This window comes from Thermoleophilum album, from assembly GCF_900108055.1.
Classification (GTDB): Bacteria; Actinomycetota; Thermoleophilia; order Solirubrobacterales; family Thermoleophilaceae; genus Thermoleophilum; species Thermoleophilum album.
Window position 1 is genome coordinate 1,047,898 of sequence record NZ_FNWJ01000001.1, and the last position, 24,883, is coordinate 1,072,780.

At 69.1% G+C, this 24,883-nt stretch carries 25 protein-coding genes; 20 read left to right on the top strand and 5 right to left on the bottom strand.

The window, feature by feature from the left end; genetic code table 11:
• Window positions 1–2: 2 nt before the first annotated feature.
• The 9 genes from BLW41_RS05190 (at window position 3) to BLW41_RS05230 (ending at window position 7,796) form a co-directional block, all read left to right on the top strand.
• Window positions 3–998, top strand: coding sequence for a phosphotransferase (locus BLW41_RS05190; protein ID WP_143038600.1), 996 nt, complete (start codon window positions 3–5; stop codon window positions 996–998).
• On the top strand, window positions 989–1,681 hold the full coding sequence (locus BLW41_RS05195) for a flavoprotein (protein WP_143038601.1): 693 nt from the start codon (window positions 989–991) through the stop codon (window positions 1,679–1,681). The genes BLW41_RS05190 and BLW41_RS05195 overlap by 10 nt, the downstream gene beginning before the upstream one ends.
• The gene (locus BLW41_RS05200) at window positions 1,678–2,709 is read left to right on the top strand and encodes a hypothetical protein (protein WP_143038602.1); all 1,032 of its coding nucleotides are present in this window, start codon (window positions 1,678–1,680) and stop codon (window positions 2,707–2,709) included. The genes BLW41_RS05195 and BLW41_RS05200 overlap by 4 nt, the downstream gene beginning before the upstream one ends.
• Window positions 2,685–3,410 (top strand): GNAT family N-acetyltransferase, encoded by a 726-nt coding sequence (locus BLW41_RS05205; RefSeq protein WP_093116837.1) that lies wholly within the window; start codon window positions 2,685–2,687, stop codon window positions 3,408–3,410. Before BLW41_RS05200 ends, BLW41_RS05205 begins: the two co-directional genes overlap by 25 nt.
• Before the next feature lie 64 nt (window positions 3,411–3,474).
• Window positions 3,475–3,813: a PadR family transcriptional regulator gene (locus tag BLW41_RS05210; RefSeq protein WP_177169348.1), complete on the top strand. Its 339-nt coding sequence runs from the start codon at window positions 3,475–3,477 to the stop codon at window positions 3,811–3,813.
• A gap of 278 nt (window positions 3,814–4,091) precedes the next feature.
• The gene (locus BLW41_RS05215) at window positions 4,092–4,958 is read left to right on the top strand and encodes a sulfate ABC transporter substrate-binding protein (protein WP_218138264.1); all 867 of its coding nucleotides are present in this window, start codon (window positions 4,092–4,094) and stop codon (window positions 4,956–4,958) included.
• The gene (cysT, locus tag BLW41_RS05220) at window positions 4,955–5,929 is read left to right on the top strand and encodes a sulfate ABC transporter permease subunit CysT (RefSeq protein ID WP_218138265.1); all 975 of its coding nucleotides are present in this window, start codon (window positions 4,955–4,957) and stop codon (window positions 5,927–5,929) included. Before BLW41_RS05215 ends, cysT begins: the two co-directional genes overlap by 4 nt.
• Window positions 5,926–6,795 carry an ABC transporter permease gene (locus BLW41_RS05225; protein ID WP_218138266.1) on the top strand — a complete coding sequence of 290 codons (870 nt, stop codon included), beginning with the start codon at window positions 5,926–5,928 and terminating at the stop codon, window positions 6,793–6,795. The genes cysT and BLW41_RS05225 overlap by 4 nt, the downstream gene beginning before the upstream one ends.
• The gene (locus BLW41_RS05230; RefSeq protein WP_093116843.1) at window positions 6,792–7,796 is read left to right on the top strand and encodes a sulfate/molybdate ABC transporter ATP-binding protein; all 1,005 of its coding nucleotides are present in this window, start codon (window positions 6,792–6,794) and stop codon (window positions 7,794–7,796) included. The genes BLW41_RS05225 and BLW41_RS05230 overlap by 4 nt, the downstream gene beginning before the upstream one ends.
• On the opposite strand, the gene BLW41_RS05235 is transcribed toward BLW41_RS05230, so the two are convergent.
• Window positions 7,739–8,218 (bottom strand): RrF2 family transcriptional regulator, encoded by a 480-nt coding sequence (locus BLW41_RS05235; RefSeq protein ID WP_093116845.1) that lies wholly within the window; start codon window positions 8,216–8,218, stop codon window positions 7,739–7,741. The genes BLW41_RS05230 and BLW41_RS05235 overlap by 58 nt on opposite strands.
• Before the next feature lie 105 nt (window positions 8,219–8,323).
• On the opposite strand from BLW41_RS05235, the gene BLW41_RS05240 reads away from it, so the two are divergent.
• Genes BLW41_RS05240 through BLW41_RS05250 form a run of 3 tightly spaced genes read left to right on the top strand, consistent with a single transcriptional unit; the run spans window position 8,324 to window position 11,028 of the window.
• Window positions 8,324–9,205 carry a 3-hydroxyacyl-CoA dehydrogenase family protein gene (locus tag BLW41_RS05240; protein ID WP_093116847.1) on the top strand — a complete coding sequence of 294 codons (882 nt, stop codon included), beginning with the start codon at window positions 8,324–8,326 and terminating at the stop codon, window positions 9,203–9,205.
• Window positions 9,186–10,286, top strand: a complete 1,101-nt coding sequence (locus BLW41_RS05245; protein ID WP_093116849.1) for an enoyl-CoA hydratase-related protein — start codon at window positions 9,186–9,188, stop codon at window positions 10,284–10,286. Before BLW41_RS05240 ends, BLW41_RS05245 begins: the two co-directional genes overlap by 20 nt.
• Window positions 10,225–11,028: an SIR2 family NAD-dependent protein deacylase gene (locus tag BLW41_RS05250; RefSeq protein WP_093116851.1), complete on the top strand. Its 804-nt coding sequence runs from the start codon at window positions 10,225–10,227 to the stop codon at window positions 11,026–11,028. The genes BLW41_RS05245 and BLW41_RS05250 overlap by 62 nt, the downstream gene beginning before the upstream one ends.
• A 107-nt stretch (window positions 11,029–11,135) precedes the next feature.
• Here BLW41_RS05250 and BLW41_RS05255 read toward each other — a convergent pair whose 3' ends face one another.
• Together BLW41_RS05255 and BLW41_RS05260 are read right to left on the bottom strand one after the other, a co-directional pair.
• Complete coding sequence (locus BLW41_RS05255; RefSeq protein ID WP_143038603.1) at window positions 11,136–12,002, bottom strand: hypothetical protein; 867 nt, start codon at window positions 12,000–12,002, stop codon at window positions 11,136–11,138.
• 127 nt (window positions 12,003–12,129) lie between these two features.
• Complete coding sequence (locus BLW41_RS05260) at window positions 12,130–14,649, bottom strand: lytic murein transglycosylase (protein WP_093116855.1); 2,520 nt, start codon at window positions 14,647–14,649, stop codon at window positions 12,130–12,132.
• A gap of 431 nt (window positions 14,650–15,080) precedes the next feature.
• Between BLW41_RS05260 and BLW41_RS05265 the strand changes: the two genes are divergently transcribed.
• Window positions 15,081–15,524 carry a hypothetical protein gene (locus BLW41_RS05265; protein WP_093116857.1) on the top strand — a complete coding sequence of 148 codons (444 nt, stop codon included), beginning with the start codon at window positions 15,081–15,083 and terminating at the stop codon, window positions 15,522–15,524.
• A 41-nt stretch (window positions 15,525–15,565) separates the two neighbouring features.
• On the opposite strand, the gene BLW41_RS05270 is transcribed toward BLW41_RS05265, so the two are convergent.
• A complete protein-coding gene (locus BLW41_RS05270) occupies window positions 15,566–16,288 on the bottom strand; it encodes a phosphorylase family protein (RefSeq protein WP_093116859.1) in 723 nt (240 codons plus the stop codon).
• Window positions 16,289–16,391: 103 nt separating this feature from the next.
• On the opposite strand from BLW41_RS05270, the gene BLW41_RS10905 reads away from it, so the two are divergent.
• The 4 genes from BLW41_RS10905 (at window position 16,392) to BLW41_RS05285 (ending at window position 19,318) form a co-directional block, all read left to right on the top strand.
• Window positions 16,392–16,754 carry a hypothetical protein gene (locus BLW41_RS10905; RefSeq protein ID WP_177169349.1) on the top strand — a complete coding sequence of 121 codons (363 nt, stop codon included), beginning with the start codon at window positions 16,392–16,394 and terminating at the stop codon, window positions 16,752–16,754.
• A 40-nt stretch (window positions 16,755–16,794) separates the two neighbouring features.
• Window positions 16,795–17,793 (top strand): NAD-dependent epimerase/dehydratase family protein, encoded by a 999-nt coding sequence (locus BLW41_RS05275; RefSeq protein WP_177169350.1) that lies wholly within the window; start codon window positions 16,795–16,797, stop codon window positions 17,791–17,793.
• 113 nt (window positions 17,794–17,906) lie between these two features.
• Window positions 17,907–18,857, top strand: coding sequence for a lysophospholipid acyltransferase family protein (locus tag BLW41_RS05280; protein WP_177169351.1), 951 nt, complete (start codon window positions 17,907–17,909; stop codon window positions 18,855–18,857).
• A gap of 35 nt (window positions 18,858–18,892) precedes the next feature.
• Window positions 18,893–19,318, top strand: coding sequence for a hypothetical protein (locus tag BLW41_RS05285; RefSeq protein ID WP_093116865.1), 426 nt, complete (start codon window positions 18,893–18,895; stop codon window positions 19,316–19,318).
• Between the two features lie 123 nt (window positions 19,319–19,441).
• Here the strand turns inward: BLW41_RS05285 and BLW41_RS05290 are convergent, their stop codons facing one another.
• Window positions 19,442–21,463: an SDR family oxidoreductase gene (locus tag BLW41_RS05290; protein ID WP_093116867.1), complete on the bottom strand. Its 2,022-nt coding sequence runs from the start codon at window positions 21,461–21,463 to the stop codon at window positions 19,442–19,444.
• A 122-nt stretch (window positions 21,464–21,585) separates the two neighbouring features.
• On the opposite strand from BLW41_RS05290, the gene BLW41_RS05295 reads away from it, so the two are divergent.
• From BLW41_RS05295 to hpt, 3 genes are all read left to right on the top strand, one after another.
• The gene (locus tag BLW41_RS05295) at window positions 21,586–22,863 is read left to right on the top strand and encodes an adenylate/guanylate cyclase domain-containing protein (RefSeq protein ID WP_218138267.1); all 1,278 of its coding nucleotides are present in this window, start codon (window positions 21,586–21,588) and stop codon (window positions 22,861–22,863) included.
• Between the two features lie 14 nt (window positions 22,864–22,877).
• Window positions 22,878–24,200, top strand: a complete 1,323-nt coding sequence (tilS, locus tag BLW41_RS05300; protein WP_093116869.1) for a tRNA lysidine(34) synthetase TilS — start codon at window positions 22,878–22,880, stop codon at window positions 24,198–24,200.
• Between the two features lie 76 nt (window positions 24,201–24,276).
• Window positions 24,277–24,840, top strand: a complete 564-nt coding sequence (hpt, locus tag BLW41_RS05305; protein WP_093116871.1) for a hypoxanthine phosphoribosyltransferase — start codon at window positions 24,277–24,279, stop codon at window positions 24,838–24,840.
• Window positions 24,841–24,883: the final 43 nt, after the last annotated feature.

A 24,883-nucleotide genomic window follows, 5' to 3' on the forward strand; every position in this document is an offset into this window, starting at 1 on the left:
AGATGACTAAGGAGTTGCAAAAAACACTGGTTGCGACGGGCGTGATCGACGCCTGCGAGGTCGTCGAGGCCGAGAGCGTGGTCGAGGGCGTCACCTGCGTCACGACCACTGTCCGCACGGCCAGCGGCTGGGTTTGGATCGAGCGCGAGTACGGGGTAGAAAACTCCGGTCGCGCGCTCGCGGAGCGTCTCGAACTGTGCCAGCGCGCGCTCGCTCCGGACCCCGGTATCGCCGTGTTGCCGCGGGTAGCGCCTGATGGGAGTCTCGTCTACCCCGGTTTGCCCAGTGGTCAGTTGCTGAGCGATCTGATCCTTGCTGGAGGAGTCGACGAAGGGGTCCTATCGGCGCGCGTACGCGAGCTCGGCACCTGGGCCGCGCGACTCCACCGACGCGGCGTGCGCCAGGCCCGGAGACGCTGGCGGCACCTGCCGCCGCGTCCGTGGCTCGTCGAGCAGGTACAGACTCTGTGCGACCGGGCAAGTGGTCGAATGGCGCTCGACATCGAGCTAGAGCGGGTACAGGAGTTGTTCCTACTAGACCACGGGGGCCTGCGTGACGAGCTGGGTGCGAGCTGTGCCGCTTTCGATCGACCCAGCTCCGGCTCGACGGTGGTGCACGGAGAACTTACGCCCGGCTACGTGATCTGCGGGTCGCGTGCGGACGGAGTCCGAGTGATCGGCTTCCATCGGGCTTCGATCGGACCCCCCGAGTACGACATCGGCTGTTTCCTCGGGGAGCTCGCGGAGCTGGGGCGCGCCGAGGGTCCCGGCTACCGCTTGGCACCGGCGCTTGGACGCGTCTTGATCGACGCCTACTGCGAGGCGAGCGGTTTTGCGGCCGCGGACCTGCTGGCGGCCGCCGCTCCTTTTGCGGCGCTCAAGGTGGTGGCGCATCTTGTGCGTTACGTGCGGGCGTTCGGCTTCGATCGTTCGCTGGTGAGCGCGCAGCTGCGGCTAGCCGAGGACCTGATCACGGAGGGGAGTGCACGTTGGGTCTGACGATGTCCCGAAACTCCGCCGTCGCCGCACCCCGCCGATCACGCCCCGAGCGGCGTCGACGCATCCCGGCGCGCAAGCCAGCGGTCGACGAACTCGCGAACGTTCCTCGCAAGCTCCCTATCCGCCGGCTCGTAGTGGCCTGTAGCGGCGGTATCGGAGCGGCTTTGCTGCCGGCGTGGGGAGCGTGGTTGCGGGCCACCTACGGGCTTGAGTTGCGCTTCGCCTTGACGCGCGCTGCCGCCGAGCTGGTGTCCCCACGTGCGCTTTCAGCGATCGCGGGGGCGCCGACGATCGTCGACGGCCGCGACCGAGGCGCGATCCCCGCGCACCTACGCCTGGCGCGTTTCGGTGAAGCCCTGGTGATTGCGCCGGCAACCGCGAACCTGGTCGCAAAGCTGGCGTGCGGTATCGCCGACGATCTCGTGTCCACGCTTGCGCTCTGCTTCGCCGGTCCGACGGTCGTCGTGCCGGGACTACCCCCCGGCGCGATCGGCAAACCGTCCGTGCAGCGGAACCTGGCGCGCCTGCGTCGCGACGGTTTCCATGTGGCGCCGCTTGCAGTCGGCCCCTCCGCTGCCAGCGGCGAAGGCGGTCTCGGTGCGATGCTCGATCTGCCGGCCTTCGTGCGGTTTCTCGCCTCCGCGTGTGGGGACGCGAGCGACCGAGTGGGTGAGCCGCGATGAGCGAGACGTTGCCCGCCTGGCGTGCACACCCCGGTGAGCACCGTGCGTCCGCGGATAGAGGACGTGCCGGAGCAAGCGCGACACCAGCAGCACGCTTGCTCCGGCTCGTGCTCTCCCTCGCCAGCGACCCGCGCGTGGTCAGGATCCGGCGCTTCGCCTTCGTGATCTGGGCGCCTCTCGCCGCGCTCGCCGTGGTGACGCGTGGCGCCCAGGGCGCGCTGCTGGTGGTTGCCGCCCAGGCCGCCTGGGTGACCGCGCTGCTCTTCCTCGCTTGGCGGGCGTCTGCCCCCGAGCTGCGCGGACTGCTGCTCGATATTGCCCTGCCGGAGCCCTTGCGGCGCGCCGCGCGCCTCGAAATCTGCGTCCTCGGCGCACCGCTCCTGTTGGCTTACGAGCGCCTGCGGGGTCGACGCGGCGGGGTCGACGGCGCGACGGAGTTCCCCGTGGGCGGGGGTTTCGAACTTGTGGTCGCGGGTGCCCTGGTGCCGGCGGTCGTAGCCGAGACGCTCGCGCTCCACCTGGCGTTGGGCGGCGGGCTAGCCGTCGTCGCCTGGGCAGGGACGGCCGCCGGTGCTTACGCACTGCTTTGGCTTGCGGGCGTAGCCGCCTCAATTCAACGCCACCCGCATCGCCTGTACGACGACCAGCTCCTGTTGCGCGTCGGCTGTCTCTACCGGCTGCGGATCCCGCTGGCGGCGATCGGCGCGGTGCGGGTCGATCGCCGCACGCGCATCCTCGCCCCCTATTTGCGGCTCGTCGGCGACGGCTGCGCAGAGCTGGCGGTCGGCGGCCGCACCGATCTCGTCCTCGAGCTGGCCGCGCCGGTTGCCCTCGAGCGCCCCTTCGGACGTCCGGTCGCGGTGCGCCGCGTTGCGGTTGCCGTAAGCGATCCCGAGCGAATGCGGGCAGCGGTAGCGGAGGCGGTGGAGCGCCGGCGGGGGAGGCCGGATGCCACAGCGCACTTCGGCGAGCGAGCGCCAAACGAGCAAGGAGCAAGCGAGCGATGCATGCCGGTCCGACATACGTAGCTGCCAGCGAGCGCCTGTTGCTGCGCCCGCTGGCGCGCGCCGATCTGCCGGAGATCGAGCGTTGGTTCGAGGACGCCCGAATCCGGCGCTTCTACCTCCTCACCGAGCAGGGAGTTGACGCCTCGACCCTCGAACGGGCGATCGAGTGGTCGTCGAGCGACCCCGATGTCGCAGCCTGGGCGATCGAGGAGCGCGACGGCTCACTCGCCGGCCTTGGGAACTGGCGGGCCGATCCGCTGTTTCGAGACATCTACGAGATCGAGGTCACGCTCGGGCCGCACATGCCCGCCGGGCGCGGCTACGGGACCGAAGCACACGCGCTGGTCCTGGACCACCTGATGCGCAGCCGCCCAGCTGCCAAGGTGGTGGGAAGAGCACTTGCCGACAACTTCGCGGTGATCGCACTGGCACGGCGCCTTGGTTTCGTCGAAGAAGGCCGACTGCGACGCCACGTGCGGATCGGCGAGGAGCGCATCGACCTGGTGGTGATGGGGATCCTGCGTGAGGAGTGGGAGCGCCGGCGCGCATTCGATGCGCCAAGGGCCGTCGCTGTGTCTGCGGCCGCCGCGGTGTCCGACGCTCATCGTCCGAGGGGCGGCGAGAACGGTCGTCGCGCTGTCAGGATGGTGAGCGATGCAGTCGCGTCCGAGCCCACCGCGAGGACGGGATGTCCGTCGCGCGACACGGGAGGCGGTCGCTAGCGCCGCCCGGGCACCGGCCCTCCGTCAAGCCGGTAGACCGCAAGATCCGATCACCGGCGCGTTGGTGCGCCGGGAAGTCCTGCCGCTGCTCGTCCTGCACTTCATCGCCGAGCAGCCCTCCTACGGGAATCAGTTGATGGAGCGGATCGCGAAGCTGACGGAGGGCGTTCTATCCGTCAACCCCAACACGATGTACCCGCTGCTCCGCCAGCTCGAGTCGCAGGGCCTGATCGAGGGCAAGTGGGAGCACCCCGTGCGCCGCACTCGGCGCTACTACTCGCTGACCGATGCCGGGCGCGCCGAGCTCGAGCGTCTGCGGCGCGAGGTGCGGCCGTTCCTGCGTGCCGTGCGCGACAGCGTGGAGCGCATCTGCAGCGAGCTCTACGCGCCCCCCTCCCGCTAAATCGCAAGGCCACGTCGCTGATGGCGTGATCGGCCGCGCTGCCGTCTAGCTGCACATTCTCGATTCATTCGATCGAGTATCTGCTACGATCGCCCGCCTCAAAAGGTGTAAAACCTGACCAGGAAAGGGGGTAATAGGTGACTGAGGATTCGCGACCGCTCCCGACGCGCAGGGCGGTGCGTAGCGCGCGCGCGTTGAGCGCGACGTTGGCTGCTGTCTTGCTCGCAACGCTTGCCGCCGCCTGCGGCGGTTCCGCAACCACGGGCGGTTCTCGGAGCGTGTCGCTCGTTGGCTTCTCGACCCCCCAAGTTGTCTACGACGAAGTGATCCCCGCCTTCCAGAGGACCAAGGGCGGCAAGGACGTGCGCGTCTCGACCTCCTTCGGGCCCTCGGGCGAGCAGAGCCGGGCGGTCGCGGGCGGCCTCAAGGCCGACATCGTGAACTTCTCGATCGAGCCCGACGTGACACGGCTCGTCGATGCGGGGATCGTGCCGAAGGACTGGAAGCGACGGGCGCGCGGCGGGTTCGTGGCGCACTCGGTGGTTGCACTGATCGTGAGACCGGGTAATCCGCGACGCATCCGCGGCTGGGACGATCTGCTGCGCCCCGGGATTCAGGTGGTCACGCCGAACACGCAGACCTCCGGCGCGGCCAAGTGGAACCTGATCGCCGCCTACGCGGCACGCGGCCCGCGCTTCGTCGAGCGGCTTTTGCGCGAGCACGTGAAGGTGCAACCGAAGTCCGGTCGCGAGGCGCTCCAGACCTTCACCTCGGGGGTCGGGGATGTCCTCGTCTCGTACGAGTCGGAAGCGATCACCGCCCGCCGCAAGGGCCAACGCCTCGACTTGGTGATCCCCGACGAGACGCTTCGCATCGACCTACCGATCGCCCTGACCAAGAGCGGCGAGCGCTCGACGGCTGCGCGCGCTTTCCTCGACTACCTGTTCACGGCCGCCGCCCAGCGCGTCTGGGCGGAGTGGGGTTACCGTCCCCAGGACCCGGAGGTTGCGCGGGAGTTCGCGGAGCGCTTCCCCGCGCCGCGGCGGCTGCACACGATCAGCGAGTTGGGTGGTTGGCGGCGCGTCGACGCGCAGCTCTTCGATCCCGAGAAGGGCCTGGTGTCGAGGATCGAAGCGCGGCGGTGAGCGTACGAGCCGAAAACCGCGAGGACCGGCGCGACCAGGCGCGCGCCGAAGCGGCCCGGCCGCACCATCGGCGAGCGCGGTCCTCGCACCCTTTGGTAGTGCGGTTCTGGTGGTCTCGGTTAGCGCGGTGCTGGCACCACCGGCGAGCGCGGTCCTCGCGCTACCGGCGCCCGCGCCGCATCGCTGCTACTGCGGGCGGGGGACCGCTGGCGCTCGGCGTCTCCGTGACCTGGCTGTCGGCGGTCGTCTTGCTGCCGCTTGCCGCGCTCGCCGGGATCGGCGCGCGCGGTGGGGTCGAGGCCTTCGTGGCTTCTGTCACGGCGCCCCAGGCGCGCGCGGCGCTGCTTCTGTCGATCGCGGTGTCGGCGGCAACGGCGGCCGTCAACGCCGTCTTCGGAACGGCACTCGCCTGGGTGCTCGTGCGCCAGCGCTTCCGCGGTCGGGGGATCGTCGACGCGCTCGTCGATCTGCCCTTCGCGCTGCCGACGATCGTCGCCGGGCTAACGCTACTCGCGGTCTATGGGCCGGGCTCCCCGCTCGGCGTGAACATCGCCTTCACGCGCTTCGCCATCGTCGCCGCGCTGGCGCTCGTGACGTTGCCGTTCGTGGTGCGGTCGGTGCAACCGGTGTTGGCCTCGCTAGGCGGCGAGATCGAGGAAGCGGCGCTGACGCTCGGTGCCTCGCCGGCGCAACTGGCGCGGCGCGTCTTCCTGCCGCTCTTGGCACCGGCGATCGTGAGTGGTTCGGCGCTTGCTTTCGCCCGCGCAGTCGGCGAGTTCGGCTCGGTGGTGATCGTTTCCGGGAATGTGCCGTTCAAGACCGAGCTAGCGCCCGTCTACATCCTCAAACGGGTGGAGTCGGGAGACCTGCCAGGAGCCGCCGGCGTGGCCTGCGTTCTGCTCGGGTTGTCGCTAGCGGTGATCGCGATGCTCCGATTCGTCGAGCGGCGGCGCGGGGTGGTGGCGGCGTGAGCGCCGAGCTTGTGGCAACAGGGCCGCGCAGGGCGGCAGGGCGCGCTCGCCGGCAGTGGGGGGCGCTCGCCTTGCGCACCCTCGCCCTTGCGTACCTGGGCGTGCTGCTGGTGGTGCCGCTCGCTTTCGTCGTTTATCGCGCGCTCGAGCCCGGGGTCGCTCAGTTCGTGCGTGCCCTGACCGCTCTTGAGGCGCTCTCGGCGCTGCGTTTGACGGTTCTTGCAGCGCTCGTCGCGACGGTCGTGTGCGCGGTTTTCGGGACGGCGGTCGCGCTCGTCGTGGCGCGCTCGCGACTGCCGGGCACCCGTTTCGTCGACAGCTTGCTCGACGTGCCTTTGGCGGTCTCGCCGGTGGTGGTCGGGCTCGCCCTGCTCGCCCTGTTCGGTCGCGGGGGGTGGTTGGAGCACTTCCCGGTGAAGGTCGCGTTCACGCCGCTCGGCGTCGTCGTAGCTACGACCTTCATCTGCGTGCCCTACGTGGCCCGCGAGCTGATTCCGGTCTTGCGCGCGCTCGGGAGCGAGCGCGAACAAGCGGCCCTCACGCTCGGGGCAGGACCTTTGCAGGCGTTCCGGCTGGTCACGCTGCCGGCTTTGCGTCTCGCCCTGGTGCACGGTGCGGTGCTCTCGCTGGCGCGTGCCCTCGGCGAGTTCGGGGCCGTCAGCGTGATCAGCGGCAACCTGGTCGGACAGACGCAGACGCTGACCCTGCTGATCCAGCAGCGCTACGAGAACTTCGATCTGGCCGGGGCCTACGCGGCGGCTCTGATGTTGGCCGCTGCGGCCTGCGCAGCGCTCGTCTTGCTGCTCAAAACGACGGGAGCGTCGTCCTCGGCGCGTGCCCGCGACGGCGAGGAGGTGATCGGTTGATCGAATTACGCAACGTCAGCGTCGCGTTCGGTCCGGTGCGGGCGCTCTCCGACGTCGACCTGCTGGTCGCCGAGGGCGAGCTGGTGGCGCTGCTCGGCCCCTCCGGCTCGGGCAAGTCGACGCTGCTGCGCGTGGTGGCGGGGCTCGAGCCGCCGGTCGCGGGCACGGTCGTGATCGACGGGCGCGACGTCACCTACGAACCGCCACAGCGGCGCGGCATCGGCTTCGTCTTCCAGCACTACGCGCCGTTTCCCCACATGACCGTGCGCGAGAACGTTGCTTTCGGTCTACGCGTGCGCCGCGCCCGGCGCGAGCTGATTCGCCGCCGCGTCGACGAGCTGCTGGCGATGGTCGGACTGGAGAAGTTCGCCGAGCGACGCCCGCACCAACTCTCCGGAGGCCAGCGTCAGCGCATGGCCCTCGCGCGGGCGCTGGCGATCGAACCGCGAGTGCTTTTGCTCGACGAGCCGTTCGCTGCACTCGACGCTCACGTCCGGCGCGAGCTGCGCGCGTGGTTGCGCCGGCTACACGACGAGCTCGGCGCGACCACCCTGATGGTGACCCACGACCGCGCCGAGGCCATGGAACTGGCCGACCGCATCGCGGTCCTCAACGACGGCCGACTCGAACAGGTCGGTCCTCCCGGTGAGCTGTACGACAACCCGCAAACCCCGTTCGTCCGCGACTTCATCGGCGACACGACGAAGATCGGCGGGGTGATCGTGCGGCCCGACGAGCTCGAGCTCTCGCACACGCCGATCGACGAAGCTGCGGAGGCGATGATCACGCGGATCGTCGACCTCGGCCCCGAGATTCGCGTGGAGCTGACGCTCGCCGACGGTGCGCCTGCCGAGGCCCGCTTTGCGCGCCGGCGGTTCCGCGAGCTCGATGTGCGCAGCGGCGACGTCGTGTGGGTGCGTGTCGCTGGCGACGCTCTAGTCGATCAGCGTCCGGCCGGGCGCACGCGCGTCTCCCTGGCGTCGGGATCGGCAGCCAGCTGACGCACGCGGCGGGGCAGGCGCCCAGCCGCGACGTCGGCGAGCGTTACCGCTTCACATACCGAGCGAACGCTCGCGCGCACCGCGATCCAAACGTCTTGGAGCGGCGCTGCCGAGCCGGCGTACGTTATGCGCTCCGGCGGCTCCCCACGTACGGAGGCGAGCGGCCCCTCGACCGCACGCACGACGTCGGCGATCGTGATCTCGTGTGGCGGCAACGCGAGCTTGTAGCCGCCTTCGGCGCCGCGTCGCGTTTGCACGAGGCCGGCTGCCCGTAGCTCGCCCAGGATGTTCTCGAGGAAGCTCAAGGGAAGTCCCTGCGCCGTGGCCAGCGTCTCGGCCTTGGTAAAGGCGTTTTCGCGCGCACGGGCGGCCAGCTCGACCGCTGCGCGGACTGCGTAGTCAGCCTTCGTGGAGATGCGCACGGCGCCATTCTGCCGACGTTCGGTAACTTGCGCCGCCGATCGCGCGCCGGGGCGTCGGCGGCCGGCCCGGAGCGCGGTGTCGTCGGACGCGCACGGAGAGGAGCGATGTTCGTCTTCAAGGCTGCGGTGGTTGGAGCAGGGACGATGGGCGGCGAGATCGCCCAGGTGATCGCATCCGCCGGCATTCCCGTTGTCCTCAAGGACATCGAGGAACGCTTCGTCGAGCAGGGACTGGCGAAGGCGCGGGAGGTCACCGAGGCGCAGCTGCAAGGGCTCGTCGCGAAAGGCAAGCTGAGTGACGAGGAGGCGCAACGGCAACGCGACGAGACGCTCTCGCTGATCACCGGTACGACCGATTACGGCGCCTTCGGCACGGTCGACTTCGTGATCGAGGCGGTCCCGGAGCGGATCGAGCTGAAGCGGCGCGTTTTTGCGGAGCTGGATGAGTCGACCCCTGGCCACGCGATCCTGGCATCGAACACCTCGTCGCTATCGATCACCGAGATGGGCGAGGCTACGAGCCGTCCCGACAAGGTCTGCGGATTCCACTTCTTCTACCCCGCCTCGGTGATGCGGCTGATCGAGGTCGTGGCAAGCGAGGACAGCTCCCCGGAAACGCTTCAGGCAGCCGTCAACTTCGCGCTTCAGATCCGCAAGACGCCAATCCGGTGCGAGGAGGTCCCGGGGTTCGTCGTCAATCGCATCCTGATGTCCTCGGTCTCGGAGATCTGGCGCGCGACCGAGGAGCAGGGTCTCACGATCGAGGAAGTCGACCGCGCCGTTCGCGAGTCCGGTGCCGCGCCGATGGGGCCCTACTACCTGACCGATCTGCTGGGTCTCGACACGGTGCTGCACGTGGCCGAGCACCTGCAGGAGCAGTACGGTCCGGAGCGCTTCCACGTGCTCGGGCGTTTACGCGAGTTGGTCGCGGCCGGGAACCTCGGGCAGAAGACGGGAAAGGGGTTCTATGAGCACCAGCGCCAGTAGCGCCGCGGCCACGCTCGTCGAGCGTTTCTCCCTGAAAGCACTGGTCGAGTCGTGCCTGGTGCTAGAGGAAGGGGTCGCAGGTGCCCGCGACATCGAGATCGGGATGATGCTCGGCGCGGGGATCCTCCCTGGCCCTTTCCAGCGCGCTGACGAACGCGGTCTCGACGAGGTCCTGGAGGCGCTCGAGCGAGCCCGCGGAGAGTGGGGAGACGCGTTCGCGCCACCGGCGATCCTGCGCCGCCTCGTGGCCCAGGGAAGGCTGGGCAAGAAGAGCGGGCAAGGTTTCTTTCCCTACCCGCGACCCGACGAAGGGCCGCAGCGCGAGACCGTGCTGCTGGAGACGCGCGGTGATATCGGCATCGCCTGGCTCAACCGGCCACCGGCCAATCCGCTCTCCCCGCAGGCGCTGCGCGAGCTTGCCGACCTGTGGGCGGAGGTCGACGGGCGCTTGCGGGCGCTGGTGATCGCGTCGTCGAACGTCTTCACCTTCTGTGCCGGGGCCGACATCAAGGAGTTCACGCGCATCGATCCGGAACGCGAGGGTCGGGAGCTGATCGAGACCGCGCACCACCTGATGCGCTCGATGGAGCGCTCGAGCACGGTCACGATCGCCGCGGTCAACGCGCTGGCCCTGGGTGGCGGCTGCGAACTCGCGATGGCCTGCGACGTACGGATCGCGGCCGAGTCGGCGAGTTTCGGTCAGCCCGAGATCAATCTCGGGATCATCCCCGGCTTCGGCGGCACGCAGCGCCTGCCGCGCCTTGTCGGCGAGGCGAAAGCGCTCGAGATGAACCTCGTGGGCGATCCGATCGACGCGTGGGAGGCACACCGCATCGGACTGGTGAACGAGGTCGTTCCCGACCACGAGCTGTTCGACACGGCGCTCGCCTGGGCGCGCAAACTGGCGGGTCAGGCACCCCTCGCGGTCGGGGAGATCAAGCGCGTTTCGGCGCAGCCGGACCTCGACGAAGGACTCCGTGTCGAAGCCGAAGGGTTTGCGCGAGTATTCGCCTGCGAGGATGCACGGGAGGGAATCGCAGCCTTCCTCGAGCGACGCCGGGCGAAGTTCCGCGGGCGCTGACGGCCGAGCCGCGCGGCTCGCGGCACTTCTGCGTGAAGCGCGCTGCGCGGTTGCGCTGACCGGCGCCGGCATCTCAGTGCCCTCCGGGATCCCCGACTTCCGCTCGCCAGGACGCGGCCTTTGGGAACGTGTCGATCCGATGAAGGTCGCTCACATCGACGCCTTCCGCCGCGATCCCGCCACCTTCTGGCGTTTCTACTCCGAGCGCTTCTTGAGCCTCGCGGGGGTCGCGCCGAACCCAGCTCACTACGCGCTCGCCGAGCTCGAGCGTCGGGGTTTGGTGTCGGCGGTGATAACTCAGAACATCGACCGACTGCACCGCCGCGCCGGCTCCCAGCGGGTGATCGAGGTACACGGTTCGATCGACCGCTGCGTCTGTTTGGTGTGCGGCAAAGAACGCCACTTCGAAGAGGTCCTCGCCGCCCTTCAGGAAGGGGTAGAGGTGCCAACTTGTGAGCGCTGCGACTCGCCGCTGAAGCCCGACGTCGTGCTGTTCGGCGAGCTGCTTCCGGAGCGTGCCCTACGCGAAGCGGAGGATCTTGCCCGCAGCGCCGACTTGATGCTCTGCATTGGGTCGTCGCTCGAGGTTTGGCCGGTAGCGGGTTTGCCGCGTCTGACCCTCCTCGGCGGCGGCCGCTTGGCGCTCGTCACGCAGGGCCCCACCCCTTACGACGCCGAGGCCGAGTTGAAGCTCGACGGCGACGTGGTCGACGAACTCCAGGGGGTGCTCGCAGCGCTGTAGCCGTAGGTATCGCCCGGCGGGCGAGCGTGTAGGTATCGCCCGAAAGGCGCGCGCTCGCTCCGACGAGGCACGCGCTGTGGCTTTGGCGCTGAACGCCGCGCGACTCCTCACCTCGTGTTCGCGGGACCGGGCCGGAGCGCCCCGATCAGCTGGTCGACCGCTTGGGCGAGACGCTCCGCGGCTTCTGCGGCACGATCTTCGTTGGCAGCAGGCACGCTGGCGAGTTGGTTCCGGATCGAGCGCGCCAAGCTGGCGAGCTGGGCGCTGTCGGCCACCGCGTCGGCGGCCCCCTCGGCGACGCCCTCGGCGGTCCCGTGGGCGACCCCCTCGGCGAACCCCTCGGCCGCGCCCTCGCGCGCCGCTTCCTCGGCAGCCGCCTCGAGCATCCACGTCGCTTCGATCAGGCGCGCGCTGGCTAACTGGACGCGCGCTGTGAGCGCCAACTCGAGCGCCGGCGAGCGGCGCCGGCGGGCCGCCAGCAGATCGGCGAGGAGCGAGTCGGAGGAATCGAGAGCGGAGCCCGCCTCGCCCGTCCGGACCAGCTCGCGGGCCCGCGTCCACGCTCCGACCGCGACCTGCTCGCCGCGCCCGAAGCCGACCCGCACGCTGAGAATGCCCGGCCGCAGGAGGTCCGGTGGCCAGCTATCGGCGTGCGCTTGCCGGGCCCGGGCGAAGAGCTCGTTGGTCTCTCGCAGCGCCCACCCGAGCGCTCCCTCTGGCGATCGCAGGACCTCGCCGAGCCAACGCTCGGCTTGGCCACGATCGGGAAGTGGCTGGGGCGGGATGACGGTGAGCGTCAGCGGCTTTGGAGTGGCGACGGCCCGCGGCCGGCGCGTGCGACGGAGAAGTCGTCGGCGGCGCAGGCGCCGCGGCGGCCCGCCGACCACGACGATGGCACGGTGACTTCCTTCCTCGAACCGCACCAGGTAGCGACCGGCGGGCAGCGGTGGCGGAGGAGGGACGACGAGTTGCACGAAAGGGAACAGAGCGTCGCCCGTCAGCTCTGTCCTCGCGTTATCCAGCAGCGATCGGCTCAAACCTTTTGCCGGCGCGACGCCTTTGCCCAGAACGCCGGCTGGCGAGCCGGCAGTGAGGTGTCGGTCAGTCGCCCTGGTGGGCGTCGCTCGCGCGGTGGTCGTCGTGCCGCTTCGTCGGGATCGCGTAGGGCGACGGCCGAACCGGTACCCGCGGATTGCGGATCCGCTTGAGCTGCTCGATTAGGTCGCTCCACTGTCCAGGCTTGAGAATCGCGGTGGCCTCGGCTCCGAGCTTGCCGTTCTCGCCGAATAGCGGTCGGAAGCCCACGTGTATGTGGTCGTAGTGGTCGGGCAGCGCGAACGACGGGCCGCCCAGGTTGAGCAGCGAGATGATCTCGTCGGGCCGCATCGTTCCCTGCAGCTTCAGTAACAGTCGGATCGCTTGCTCGGTGATGCCTCCCGGCTCCTGGTGGCCAGTGATCGGGATGCCGTTGAGGGCGGCAATGTCGACCGCCGTGCCGTACGAGTGGTAGGAGACGTTGCCGGAAGCTGTGTAGAAAGAGTGGCCGCACTTGAGGCTCGTGACGGTCGGTCGCAGGCCGCTCTCGGCGAGGTACTCCAACACCGCTAGCACGCGTCGGTCGATCTGGCCAGAGCGAATGTCCTGGCGGCCGCACGGGTAGATGTCAATTCGCGGATCGCTCAGCACACGCCGTTCGAGGAGCGGCTTGGGAAGCAGCAGGACTTGCCCGATCGACATGCCGTCGCCGTCGTCGCCGTAGAGCACGTTGCGCCCGGATGCGCGGTAGATGGCGGTCGCTTCGAGCAGCTTCCAACCATCGAGGATCGGCTTCGGATCGATCAGCGGCGCGCCGCGGCCGGCCGGGCGAATCGCGAAGTAGACGTGTGCCGCCAGCCCCGGCACGGTGCGACCGATGCGCCCGAGGATCGTCCCACCGATCACGCGTGCTCCCTTGCGGAGGCGACGGAGACGCACATCCTTGGCGTCCAAGCCGAACGGTCGCGAGAAGTAGGCGCGGAAGGTCTCGAAACGACCGTCCTTGCGCGCTTTCATCTCGGCAATCTGCTCGAGACCGCCGTTGTCACGCGCCATTGGGTGGTCCGGGTGCGCGAACAGCCGTTGCTTGAGCGGCAGCGACGGCTGCGCGGGTGCCGCGTCGGCCGGCCGCGACGCCTTCGGGTCGGGGTCGTCGCGGTGCGTTCCTGGCTGACTGCCAGCCGAGGCAGGACCGCGCGGACGCGGATCCCGGCGGTTGCGCGCCGACAGCGCCTTGGCGATCCGCGGACTCGCCTCCGGATCGGCCTTCGGCACCGGGTAGTAGCGCGCGATCGAGCCGAGATGCGCGTACAGGTAACGGTTGCCGTAAACGTCTTGCAGCACGATGTAACGGCCGAACCGGCGGTTCTCGCCGATCTTCTTGATGACGCCGTCGTTGACGGCCACCACCGGCGCCCCGACGCGCGCGAAGATGCGGATACCCCGGCGGTCGTCGCGGGATTCGACCAAGCGCGCGGCGTTCTGGCCGGGCCGCAGGCGCGTAATCAGCTGGCGCTCGGCGACGTCGTCGGCGTACCGTGCGCGTGCGTAGACCGGGAAGTGGCCTTCCGTCAAGCCGGTCAGCGAACCGATCAGATCGGCCGGGACGCCGGCGATCAAACGCGCGCGCAGGAGCACCGAGTCGACGTACCAGTCGGCGTGGTTGTAGGCGTAGATCGCCCGGCGCACGTCCTGGTCGTAACCGGCGGCCTTCAGGTAGCGCGCCGCCGCGAAGATCGCGTCGACCGGGTTGTACGGGTCTTTGCGCCCGTCCTTGTTGGCGTCGACGCCGTAGATCTTCCAAGTCGAAGGCAGGAACTGCATCCAGCCGACCGCGCCGGCTGAGGAGACCGCGAGGTTTCGCCCGTAGTCGGTCTCGATCTCGTTGATCGCGGCGAGGATCTCCCAACGCACGCCGTACTGGATGCCAGCCGCCTGATAGATCGGCAGCAGGAAGGGCGGCACGCGGAAGCGGCTGATGATGAAGTTCGGGACGCTCTTGGCGTCGGGCGGTGTAGGGAGCACCTCGGTGTAAGTCGGGTTCGAGCGCGTCGGCGTGCCGTCGGGGTTGCGCAGGCGGGTGGCCGGTCGCGGTCGCGGGCGTGCGCGCTTGGGCCGGTCCGCGTTGGCCTCGCCGCGATCCTTCGGCCGCGCCCGTTCGCGGCGCTCGCGCCCCACCCGCGGCTGATCGACCTGAGGCTCGACTTGAGGTTCGGTGGTGGTGGGCGTGGTCGGCGTAGTGGAGGTGGTGCCGGTGTCCGGCTGCGGCGTGGTCGTGGTGTCGGTGGTCGGCGGTGATTGCTCGGGGTTGGTCGGCGTGGTCGGTGTAGTGGGCACCGTCGGGGCAGTCGGCGTCGTCGAAGTGCTGCCGCCTAGACCGAGTGTGTCGACCGTCTGCTGGACGGTCGAGCCGGCCTGGTCGAGTGTTACGCGCACCAGCTGGCCGTTTGCCAGCCGCACGAGGGCGGTGTCGCGCTCTGCCGATGCCGGCCGGCTGAAGGCGGCGGTGGCCGCGGCGATCGCGACCAGGGTCATGACGAGAGCGAGCGCCAGGCGCCGCAAGATCCCCTGGTTGTCTTGCTGCATTCCTCCCTTACCTCGGCTCACACGCCCTCGTCGAGGCGCGCGGACGCTAGCAGAGCTGAGCTCCGTGTCGGCAACGCTAGGTGATCGAGTCTCGCTTCGCAACGGGTAACCGCGTAGGGGAGCGCTCGGCGCGGCTTCACGGCACGACTGAGACCTTCTATCGGCAGCCTTACGCGCACCTGTAGCCGCGGCGTGAATCGTGCTCGGCTGGCGGCCCGCGATAGAGGGAGGAGGAAGTGAGAGCAGCCACCGCTCTTCGGAGGGGAGCGACCCTCTTCGGGATCACCTCTCTCCGGGGGCGCGTCCTTCCGGGATATACGGCGCCCGACTGGGGAAAATCTCAACCTCAACCTCAGCTTGAGATATCCCGTCGCGTGGGCGACCGCGCACGCCGCTCGCACCGACCGCGGGTGTGCCGTTACGCTCCCCCCATGGCACCACAGGGACAACGACAGGGGATGCTGGAGCGATTGTCGCGTCAGGGCGAGGAAGCGCTGGGGAAGGTGGTCGAGGAGATTCTCGCCAACCCTGTTCTCAGCGCAGCCGTCTCGCGCGCACTGGAGGCGCGAGAGAAAGCCGCCCAGGCGCAAGAGGTGGCGATGGGCGCCCTCAATCTGCCTTCTGCGGCCGACATCGAGCGCCTGACACGGCGCGTTCGAGCTGTCTCGCAAAGGCTCGAAGGGATCGAAGATCTGCTCGACCGAATCGACGAGCGTCTGGCCTCCATCGAGCAACGTCTCGCCGAGTCGGCGGGCAGCCAGCGCGCCCAGCGCGCGTCGCAAAGCAAGGGGGGCGCCAGGAGCCGACGGGCGTCGACCTCGCGCCCTGCTACCGGCACCGGTGGCGCGGGCGGCGAGAGCGCAAGGAGCAGCTGAGCTAACGAGCGGCCTACCTAGAGGCTCCCAGCGGCGCTCGATCAGGCCGCAAGCGCCGCGAGTGCGGCCTGCCCGGCGGCCTCGAGGGCGCGCTCGCGTTCGCTCGCGCTTAGCAGCTCGGCTGCGCCGTCGGCCGGCACTGCCTCGACGAACAGCAAGGCGGCAGCGGGCACCCGCGTCCAACTCGCGACCGCCAGGAGCGCGGCGGCACCAAGATCAACGACCCTCGCCCCGCGTTCCAGCCAGGCTCCTCGGTTCGCCAGGGTTGGTTCGAAGGGAAGCGGGCTGGTTGCGCACGGCACCGGTTTTGCTCCGGCGCGGGCGAGCTGCTCGAGCAAACGCGCGTCGGGCCGCGGCTCGCAGCCGTCGAGGATCGTCGAGCTCACCGGATCTGGTGTGACAAGCCGCGCCACCGTCATTAGCTCGCCGGGCACCGCGTGTGTCAGGCCCGCGCATCCCCAGATTCCCACCAGGCGCTGCGCACCGAGTGCCACTAGCTCGCAGCAAACGGTGGCCACGCTCGCCGAACCGATACCCACCGACTGGACGGTCAGCGGTCGGCCTGCGGCGGTCGTACCCACGTAGCCCCACAAACCGCGTGCGTGGTTGAACATCCGTGGCCGGCGACACAAAGCCTGCGCCAGCACCAGTGCTGCGCGGGGATCGTCGGTCACGATCACGTCCGCGGCCAGCGCCGTCTGCGGCTCGAGATGCCGCACCCGTGGAAGATCGAGCCTGCTCGCCGCTTGCTCGCCAGCGCTCACGAGCGCCCCACCTTAGCTCCGCCAGGCAACCGCCGGGCGTGGCGGCGGCCGCTCCGCTCGGCGGTGTCGCAGGGCGGCGACCGCGTGTGCGAGACTGCGCCGAGTGGCGCGCAAGGGGAGCGGACGTGAGCTTTCCGACGCCGTGCGGGAGGCCGTCGAGCACGCCCTCCAGCGGACGCTCGGATCGGCCGAACGCACGCGTGGTCGAGCACAAGAAGCGGTTGACGAGCTGGTCGGTGCGCTGGATGAGTTGGTGCGTGGGGCGGAGGAGCGCATCGCGCGCAGCCGCCACACCGTTCGGGGCTTGATCGAGGCGGAGCTGCCCGCGACTCGTGAGGACGCCAAGCGGTTGGCGGCCTCTTTGCGTCGAATCGAACGCCGCCTGGCAGCGATCGAGCGCCGCCTCGACGAGCTCGCGCGGGACGCGAACGCTCGCGGCGGGGGCAGCGTCGAGCAGCCGAGCTGATCATGGGCTTTACGAACTTGCGAGCCGAGACGGAGGCGGGGTGGCCGGACGTCGAGTGCTAATCACCGGCGCCGGTAGCTACGTCGGCAGCTCGCTGGCCGCAAGGCTCGAACGGGAGCCTTGGGTAGACGCGGTCTTCGCGGTCGACACGCGTCCACCCAAGCTCACGCTCGAACGCACCGAGGTGATCGACGCCGACATCCGCAGCCCGGTGTTGGCACGCGTGCTTCCGCAGGTGCGTTGCGACACGGTCGTCCACAACCAGATCGTCCGTCAGCCGGGGCCGAACATGAGCCCGCGCAAGATGCACGAGATCAACGTCATCGGCACTTTGCAACTGCTCACCGCCTGTGAGAAGGCGGAGACCGTGCGGGCGATCGTGATCCGCGGCTCGGCGGGCATCTACGGGGCGGAGCCGGGAGCGCCGCAGTTCTTCAAGGAGGAGGCGAGTCGCCTGTATCCGCCCCGCACGCGCTTCCAGCGCGACGTGGCCGAGATCGAGAACTACTTCGACGCGTTTGCTAGGCGCCGCCCCGCCGTCGTCTGCACGATGCTCCGCTACCAGCCGGCTATCGGGCCCTCAGTCGAGACGCAGTTCACGCGCTATCTCTCACTGCCCGTGGTGCCGACATACCTGGGCTTTGATCCGCGTCTGCAGTTCGTCCACGAGGACGACGCGGTGGCGGCGCTGGTCGCTGCCGTGCGCAAGCCGGTGCGCGGAGCCGTAAACGTGGCAGGCCCGGGAACGATCGGTCTGACGCGCCTGCTGCGGCTCGTTGGCAAGCCCTCGATGCCGTTGCCTGGGCCGCTGTTTGCGGCCGTCACCGACCAGCTCGCGCGACTCGGTTTGGTGACCTTCTCGGAGGACTTCCGCAGGCTGCTGCGCTATGGACGCGCTGTCGACATCACGCGCTTGCGCCGCGATCTCGGCTTCGAACCGCGCTATTCGACAGAGGCGGCGGTCCGCGAGTTCGCCGCTACGCGCGAGGGGATGAGCCTGCTGCCGCCGTTGCGGCGCGTGCTTGAGGCGGTGAGCTGACAGTGGCACAGCGCCGCCGCACCCGACCAGAGACGCAAGGGCGAGCAACCCGTGCGACCGGCGCCGCCGCTGCCGCAGCGTCGGGCAGAGAACGGGCGGACCGGCGAGGTTCGGTGAGCGAAGAGCAGCGCGCGGCGAACGAGGAGCACGGGTCAAGAGAGAACGAGCGGCGAGACGCTCCTGGCGACTTGCTCGCCGCGTTTCGTCGCGCTGTGGGGGGCGTGCTCGACGGTCTCCCGAGCGAACTGCGTGACGTCGTCGCGACGGCGTCGCGCCGTCTGGCTGGCGACTACGAGGAAGACGAGTGGGGTCGAGACCCGGAGTTCGAGCGCGCCCTCGAGCCACTCTTCGACTTTCTTTACGAACGCTGGTGGCGGGTGGAAGCGGTGGCTGTCGAACGGCTGCCAGCAACCGGACCGGTGCTGCTCGTCGCCAACCACGCCGGCTTCCTGCCGTGGGATGCGCTGATGATCAAGACCGCGGTGCGACGGGAACATCCGCAGCCCCGCGAGCTGCGCTTCCTCGAGCTCGACTGGGTCTTCGACACGCCTTGGCTTTCGGCCGTCGTGCGCAAGCTCGGGGGCGTCGCTGCGACTCCCTACAACGCGCTCACGCTGCTTGAGCGCGGCGAGGCGGTGATCGCTTTCCCGGAGGGTGCGCGCGCGGCCCAGCGCCGGTTCGGGCAGCGCTATCGAATTCAGCGGTTCGGTCGTGGCGGCGTGGTGGAGATCGCGTTGCGTACCGGAGCGACGTTGCTGCCCGTCGCCGTCGTGGGTAGCGAGGAGGCGCACCCCCGGCTCGCTGACCTGCCGTGGCTTGGACGCCTCCTGGGTCTGCCGACGCTCCCGGTCACGCCGACCTTCCCGTTGCTCGGACCACTCGGTCTCGTGCCGCTGCCGGCGCGCTGGCGGATCGAGTTCTGCGAGCCGCTGGAGTTGAGTCGCCGGGGTCCCGAGGCGGCCGACGACCGCGCCTACGTCTTCGAGGTGTCGGAACGGCTGCGCGACACCCTGCAACAGCGCGTCTACGCGAACTTGGTTGCCCGCGGACCGGCCTTCTTGTGATGTCAGGCCGGCCGCGCTAGGTATAGGTTGCGTATATGGGTCGCTTTCGATCGGCGCAAGAGTTCCGGGAGGTCGTCGACCGCACCTTCGAAATGATGGGTAGCGACCCGGACATCGGTCCCAAGCTCGCGGCCGCGCGGACCCCCCAGCGCTTCGAGTTTCCGGACCTCGATCTGGTGGTCAACGTCACCTACGCTGATCCGCCCCGCGACGGCCAGTACCTACGGTGGGAGTGGAGCGACGACATCGACTGGGAGCCCGAGGTCGAACTAACGATGAACTCGGACGTCGCCAACCGCTACTTCCAGGGCAAGGAAAACATCGCGATCGCGCTCGCCCGCCGGCGCATCAAGTCGAAGGGCAACGTTCGCAAGACGCTCGCCTTGATCCCGATCACCAAGCCGCTTTTCAAGCGCTACCGGGAGATGATCGAGCGCAACTACCCGCACCTCGTCGAGTAGTTATCGCCCCTTCGCTCCTTCGCGCGCCGCGTCGCTCGTTCGCGCGCTCGCCGCTCTCGCCGAGCAGCTAGTGCGCGTGCCCCGTGCAGGTAGACGCCGCGCCGTAGAGGTAGACGCCGCGCCTCACAGGTAGACGCCGCGCAACAGGTACGCCATCGCCAACGCCTCGGCCGGTATCTCTTCGGACGGCGCCGGACGACGGCCATCTGCGTCGGAGGTCGTCGTTGGCTCCACCGCCTTGCCGGCCGCGACCGGTGAATCCGGGAACATGTTGTAGGCGGTGTGCATGATCCAGTCCACCATCTTCGGGGAGATCGCGTACAGCACCTCCCCGAAGGTGCCGAGTCGCGACGCTTTGCGTTTCGGTTGCTTGATGATCGCGTCGCAGATCATCGCCGCCGCTTCCTCAGGGCTCAGCGTCGGGAACGCCTTGTAAATCGAGGTTGGCTCGATCATCGGCGTGCGCACGAGCGGCATGTAGACGGTTGTGAACTTGACGCCGTCGCCGATCGTCTCGGGCGCCGCGCATCGCGAGAAAGCGTCGAGCGCAGCCTTCGAGGCGACGTAAGCGCTGAACCGCGGCGGGTTGGTCTGCACCCCGATCGAGCTGATGTTGATGATGTGCCCGCTGCGCCGTCGTCGCATCGAGGGGAGCAGCGTCATGATCAGCTTGACCGCCCCGAAGTAGTTGATGCGCATCGTGCGCTCGAAGTCGTGGAAGCGGTCGTACTCGCGTTCGAGCGAACGCCTGATCGATTTGCCGGCGTTGTTGATGAGGATGTCGACGCGTCCTAGCCGCTCGAGCACGCGCCGACCCATCTGCTCGATCTCATCCATGTCGGTGAGATCGCAGGGCTCGACGTGCGCCTTGCCTCCGAGCCGCTCGACCTCACGCGCGACCTCTTCGAGCTTCTCGCGCGTGCGCGCTACCAACACGACCTCGCCACCGGCCTTGCCGAGCTCGAGTGCGGTGGCCCGACCGATGCCGCTGGAGGCACCGGTGATCAGTACTACCTTGCCGCGCAGGGCCGCAGCGAGACCGCGCTCCTTGTACAGATCGGGGTCGAGGTGCCGCTCCCAGTAGTCCCACACGTGGCCGGCGTACGAGGAGAGCGGCGGGCAGGCGATGCCGCTGCCCTCGAGTGCCGCCAACGTCTGGCGGCAATCGAAACGACAGAGGAAGTCACGGTTCTCCCAGGCCGCCGGCGGGATGCCGAAGTCGCGGAGGAAGGTCTCCCGGATTCGCCGCACCGTCGGTACCTGTCGCAAAAACGCCCGCAGCTGGCGCGGCACCGCGTCGGTGATGCGTCGGTCTACCCGCAAGGCGAGCTGGGGCGCGTGGGCCGCGCGCGCGAACTCGTTGATCGCTTGGCCTACCGATAGCGGCCGCGGATCGACGAGGTGGAACGTGTCGCCCGGCAACCGCTCGTCTGGCAGATGCGCGATGTAGTCGAGCGCGGCAGCGACAAAGTCGACCGGGACGATGTTTGTCTGCCCGCCTTCCGGACCCGCCAAGGGGAACCACTGCGGGAATACGTAGCGCAGCCGCTGAATCAACTTGAAGAAGTAGTAGGGCCCGTCAATGCGGTCGGCCTCTCCGGTGCGTGAGTGACCGACGACGATCCCCGGTCGGTACACCAACAAGCGACCGCGGACCTGTTCGCGGGCGACGCGTTCCGACTCGAACTTCGTGCGGTGGTAGGCGTGGGGCAGTGGTTGCCCCTCATCAAACATCGTCTCCAGGAACACACCCTGGTAGCGGCCGGCGACGGCGATTGAGCTCACGTGATGGAACCGGCTCGCCCCCAGCTCGTTCGCAAGCTCCACCGCGTGGCGCGTCCCTTCGACGTTCGCCCGCACCATCGTCTGCTCGTCCGCTTCCATGTCGTAGACGGCCGCCAGGTGGAAGAAGTGGTCGATTGGACCTGGGGGGCCGTCGACACCGGCGCCTGGCTTCGTCAGGTCCCCGACGACAGGCTGCACGCGGCTTTCGTCGGCCCCTAGGCGGGCAAGTACCTCCTTGAGCCGCCCGCGCGACCCCTCGCGAACGAGCACATAAATCGTGCCGTCGCGCTCCAGAAGGTGCTGCAGCAGATGGCGACCGATGAAGCCGGTAGCCCCGGTAACGAAGTAGCTGGCGCTCACAAGCCGACGTCCTCCCTCGAATCAGAAACGATCAGACGATCCCGCGCGGGCGACTCGTGCGGTTGCCCGAGTCTAAACGCGACGATCATTGCGCTCGAGCGGCGATCGGTACCGTCGGGCTGGTGGCTCGCCGAGAAACAGAAGACACCGCCTCGCCGGCGCTCTCGACAGCCGCGGGCAGCGCTCACGACGACGCCCGCCCGCGGCTCTCGACGGCTGCCGTAGCGGCGGCCGTCGGTGTCTCGCCGGGCACGCTCAGGCGCTGGGTGGAGCGCGGCGCGATTCCAGGGATGGCGGTCGAGGACTTGCGAAACGGGTGGACCGACCAGGACCTCGCGCACGCTCGCATCGTCGCGCGCCTGCGAGCGCGCGGACACACGCTCGAGCGGATCGCCGAAGCCGCGCGTGAAGGGCGTCTCGCCTACGGCCCAGTGGAACAGATCCTGCCTGGCGGGGAGGAGCGGATGACGCTCGACCAGGCTGCGGAAGCAACGGGCCTCGAGCCCGACCTGATCGTGCGGATCTGGACGGCACTCGGCCTGCCGCGTGAGCTCGACCGCCTCTCGCGCAGCGACGTCGAGGCTCTGAAGCACGTGGCGGCGGCGCTGGCGGCTGGCCTCCCAGACGAAGCGTTCCTGCAGCTCGCGCGCGTGTACGGTCAAGCGCTCAGTCAGATCGCAGACGCCGAGGTTCGCCTGGTTCATCTCTACTTCCACGTGCCGCTGATGCGCGAGGGCGTATCCAGCGCCGAGATCGCCGAGCGGATGCAGCATCTCGCGCGCGATCTGCTGCCGCTGGCGACGCCGATCATGGAGCACGTCCACGAGCGCCTGCTCCGGCACTTCATCGAGCAGGACGTGGTCGGTCACATGGAGCTTGACGTCGACGACGAAGAGCACCTCAGCGGGCGCGTACGCACCTCCGTGGCCTTCTGCGACCTATCCGGCTACAGCCGACTGACCGAGGAGGAGGGCGAGGAACAAGCGTTCTCGACCGTGGAACGCCTGATCGAGGCGGTTCAAGCGACGCTGCCGGAGGGCGGACGCCTGGTCAAGACGATTGGCGACGAGGTGATGATCGTCTGCCAAGACCCGGGTGCGCTGGTTGATTGGAGCGTCGGCCTGATGAGCTTCTTCCCCGACCGTCCGCGGCCGCGTATCGGCATTCACTACGGAAGTGTCCTCTACCGGGACGGCGACTACTACGGCCGGGCGGTGAACCTCGCGGCGCGCATCGTGGCCCGCGCCAGCGGCGGCGAGGTGCTGGTGAGCGGCGACGTGGTCGACGCTGTGCGTGGCAAGGCGACACGCCACCTACGCTTCGAAAACATCGGCGAGATCAAGATGAAGGGGTTCAGCAGACCGGTCGTACTGTGGCGAGTCGCGGCGGCCGAGCAGTAGCAGGGGCGCGATCTTTGCGCGATCCGCTCGATAGCGCTCGCGCCACAGGGCTGATCGCGCGCGGTCGGCCGCTGCTGGTGATGCTCTCGGGTGGCGGTGATTCGGTTTGCCTCGTGGACGTCGCATTGAGGCTCGGCGCACGGGTATCGGCCCTGCATGTCAACTACGGGCTGCGGCCGAGCGCCGACGACGACGAACGTTTCTGCCGCGAACTGTGCGAGCGGCTCGGTGTGCCCCTGTACGTCGAGCGCGTCGAGTTACCGGCACGTGGCAACCTTCAGGACGCTGCTCGGCGTGTCCGCTACGAGCTCGCTGAGCGCCTCGCGGAGGGCGACTACGCGGCCGCACACACCGCGACCGATCAAGCGGAGACGGTCCTTTACCGGCTCGCGACATCCCCGGGTACACGCGCCTTGCTCGGCATGCCCTCGCGCCGGGGTCGGCTAGTGCGCCCGCTGCTCGGCGTCACGCGGGCCGACGTGCGTGCCTACCTCGAGGCTCGCGGGCTGAGCTGGCGTGAAGACCCCTCGAACGCCGACCCGCGCTTCGCACGTGCGCGCCTGCGATCGCAGGTCCTACCGGTGCTGCGCGAACTCAACCCCCAGGTCGAGCTCGCGATCGCCGAGACCGCGCGCCAGCTCGCGGAGGAGCTGGAGGTGGTCGAAGAGCAGGCCAGGCAGGCCGCGCGCCAGCTGGCTCCTACGGGCGCGCTGATGCTGCGTGATCTGGAGCGGCTTCCCGCGGCGCTCAGTCGCCACCTCCTGCGATCACTTGCCAGCGCAGCGGCCGGGCGGCCCGTGGCGCTGTCGACCGCTGACACTCGGGAGCTTGTCGATCTCGCGAGAAGCGGAGGTACCCGCTACCTCGACGTCGGAGGCGGCGTGCAAGCGGTCAGCGAATACGGCTCCCTGCGGTTTCGCAAGGCCGCCCCGACGGCGAGACCGGAGCCGGTAGAGCTACCGGTGCCGGGCTCGATTCGCTTCGGGCGCTTTCGCGTCGAGGCGCGCCTCGGTGGGAGTGCGGCGGAGCCCGGCCCCGAGGAGGTCGCAGTCGCGCGGGAGCGCTTGGTCGAGCCGTTAAAGGTGCGCGCCTGGCGCGCTGGTGACCGCATGCAGCCGCAGGGGCTGCGCGGCACGAAGACGCTGCAGGACGTTTTCACCGACCGCAAGGTCCCGCGTGAGCTGCGGCACGAGTTGCCGGTCGTCGAGAGTGGCGGGGAGATCGTCTGGGTGGCAGGCGTGGCGCTCGGCGAGCGCTTCGCGGCGCGCCCGGGGGATGCAGCGGTGCTGCTGAGCGCGCGGCTCGTCGGCGCCGAAGCCACCGGAGAAGCTACTTAGGCATCGCCGGCCGACATTCGGCGGCAAACTTCTCGAGCAGCATGGAGTCGCGGGTAGATTGAGCGTGAGCGGTCCGATGCCGACCGGCAGTGCTCACAACGCCGACGCAACAGTCGGCGCGGTGCTCGTCGACGGGCCGGCGCTGAGCCGCCGGGTGAGCGAGCTCGGCCTCGAGATCTCGCGTGATTACGAAGGTCGCGAGCTCTTGCTGGTGGGCGTTTTGAAGGGCGCCGTTTTCTTCATCAGCGACCTCATGCGGGCGCTGCACGTGCCTTGCGAGGTCGACTTCATGGCGGTCGCTTCGTACGGCGACGCCACCTCCAGCTCCGGGGTCGTGCGGATCCTCAAGGATCTGGATCGTCCGATCGAGGGACGAGACGTCCTGCTCGTCGAGGACATCGTCGACTCCGGGCTCACTCTCTCCTATCTGCTGCGAACGCTGCGCGCGCGGGCGCCCGCTTCGCTCGAGGTCTGTGCGCTGTTGACCAAGCCGGGGCGGCGCAAGATCGACCTGCCGATTCGCTACGTCGGCTTCGAGATCCCCGACCGCTTTGTCGTGGGCTACGGACTCGACTACCGCGAGCGGTACCGCAATCTCCCGTACGTGGCGGCGCTCGAGCGCTCCACTCGTGCGCTATAGGCGGCAGGCGGTTAAGCCGAAAACAGTCGGGGAGCGCGCCCCC